Source organism: Nostoc sp. CALU 546, from assembly GCF_048836525.1.
This window is the reverse complement of the sequence record NZ_JAWJTF010000304.1, coordinates 1-2446: the sequence shown is the minus strand read 5'-3', so window position 1 is coordinate 2446 and position 2446 is coordinate 1. Positions and strand designations below refer to the sequence as shown.

General features: G+C 42.7%; 1 protein-coding gene. It reads right to left on the bottom strand.

Annotation, left to right across the window (positions count from 1 at the left end; all coding sequences use genetic code 11):
• Nucleotides 1–2446, bottom strand: a 2446-nt coding sequence (locus tag RRG12_RS43030; RefSeq protein WP_420763279.1) for a PAS domain S-box protein, incomplete at both ends; no start/stop codon positions are given.

Below are 2446 nucleotides of genomic sequence, written 5' to 3'. Positions count from 1 at the left end.
TTCTGCGGTTGTATTCGCAAATATCGTTTCTAAATCGAGTGTTTGGCGCATTCTTTGAATTACTTGGGCGATCGCTCTTTCGCGTTCTGCACTCTCACGCAAGGCTTCTTCGGCTAACTTTCTCTCGGTAATATCTGTAATTGTACCGATGTAACCTTTAATTTTTCCATCTTCTCCAAATTCTGGTAAAGCCTGACAAATTACCCAGACGACTGTACTATCAGCACGCAAAAAACGATGCTCGTACTTATACATTTTTTTAGTGGTTCTTGCTTGATTCCATACCAACAAGAACTGCTCGCGGTCGTCTGGATGTACGGCATTTGCCCAACCTGTTCCCAGAGACTCTTCTAAACTGCATCCAGTAATCTCACTCCAGCGTTGATTAAAATATAAAATATTGCCATCTACGTCAGCGTGAAATATACAAGCTGGTGAGGTTTCTGCTAAAAGTTGATATCGCTGCTGACCTGACTGCAAAGCTATTTCTGCCAATTTGCGATCGTTAATGTCTGCCCAATAACCAACGCATTCTATAGGATAGTTAGCTTCGTCATAAATTAACCTCATCTTTTCGTAGAACCAGTGATAGGTTCCATCAGCGTGTAACCAACGATATTCGTAGGAAATGTACTCCTGCTCAACAAGCTGCTTAAATTTTTCTGAGATGAGTTTAATATCTTGTGGGTGGACGTGATGAAGCCAGAAACTAGAATTCTCAATAAAAACACGCGCTTCGTAGCCCACCATTTCTTTAACGTTCTCACTGATAAAGGTCGTGCTACAATCCTCTGATGTTTTGCTGCTATAAATGACTACAGGACTAGAGGTGAGCAGATATTGTAGGCGTTCGTTAGCTGAACGCAGTTCTTGTTCAATGTGTTTGCGATAGCTAATTTCTACTAAAACTGTGCCGACACCAGAGGGGCGATCGTCTTCACCAGGAATCGGAAAATAAGAAGCTAAGAAGTGGCGGGTAATATTTGGTTGTTGAATTGATGCGCTGCTTAATTCTTGATTGAGAATGGGTTTACCTGTCAATAAAACCTGTTGATAAATTGGTTCCACTACGGGGGACATCTGGGGTAAGACTTCATAAATTCTCTGGCCAATATGATCTTGCTGGGGTAGTCCATTAATCTCCGCTAGCAGTTGGTTGATTTGCACAAACCGTAGTTGATTATCTACGATGTTCATGCCAACGGGGGCACTACTAAAAAAGGCATTGAGGCGAGCTTCTCTGAGTGCTAGTTCTTGTTCTAGGGTTTTGCGCTCAATCAACCCACCCAACTGAGCAGCAACGGCACTGACTAGCAAAAGCAAACGTCGATCTACCAATACTGAACTACGTTTAAAAAATACTAAAACCGCTAATACTTGCTTCCCAGAGACTATGGGAACACCAAAACCAGCTTTTAATCCTACTTTGGCTGCTTGTCGCGATCGCAAAAAAATTGGTTGTGTAACTTTAGAAACATCTTCTATCCATTCTGGCTCCTGGTTCTGCCAAACTCTTCCTGGTAGTCCCACTCCCAAAGGAAATTTCACGGCTTGACTTTGGCGGCAAAATTCTTCTAAACTACTCTGCTCACCGTACCAGCCCAGACTGTGTTCTAAAACAGTTCTGTCTTCATTAGGTATCCATGCTTCACCAAAATCCCAGCCAATGGTATGACAAATTAAGCGCAATACCACCATTAAGGCGCTGTTGACATTACTACCGCGAGTGATGGCTTGGGTTGTCAACAGTAACAAACGACTTTCATTTTCTGCCTGCTTGCGTTCAGTAATATCTTTGGCGGTGCCTAGTACGTACCATTGTCCATAAATCTTGATCATTTCCGCACTCAAAAGTGTTGTCCTGATTTCTCCTGTTGAAGTGCAGACATCAATCTCATAGTTGCGGATGGCTTTTGTTTGTTGCAAGATATGAGTGAGAAAATTATATTCTTCTGGATTCACCCAAATATTCAATTCTTGATCGGTGCGATTGATCACCTGAGAGCGAGAATAACCAAAAAATCGACAAAAACTGTCGTTAACTTCGACATAGCGTTTATTGAGAACAGTAATTAAGGCAATTGGATCGGGAGATGACCGAAAAGCTGATGCTAACTTTTCTTCAGAAGCCCGTCGCGCTGCTTCTGCGCGTTGGCGTTCTTTTGCCTCCAACACCAAGGATGTTAAATTGCCCAGAGAGCGAGCGAAATTTTGGTCTTCTAGCGTCCAATGATGAGTAACTCCCACTGCTTCCAGACATAAAACTCCTACGGTCTTTCCCTCCAGCCTAATGGGTGTATCGAGTATAGAGGTGATGTTTAATCTTGAGTAAGACGCAGAAAATTCTTTAGTTCTAGAATCAGTATGAGCATCATCTGCGGCGATCGCTTCGTCTTGTTGCAAAGCTGCAAAATAAGCTGGATAGTTGGCTGCTGATAAGGAAAGT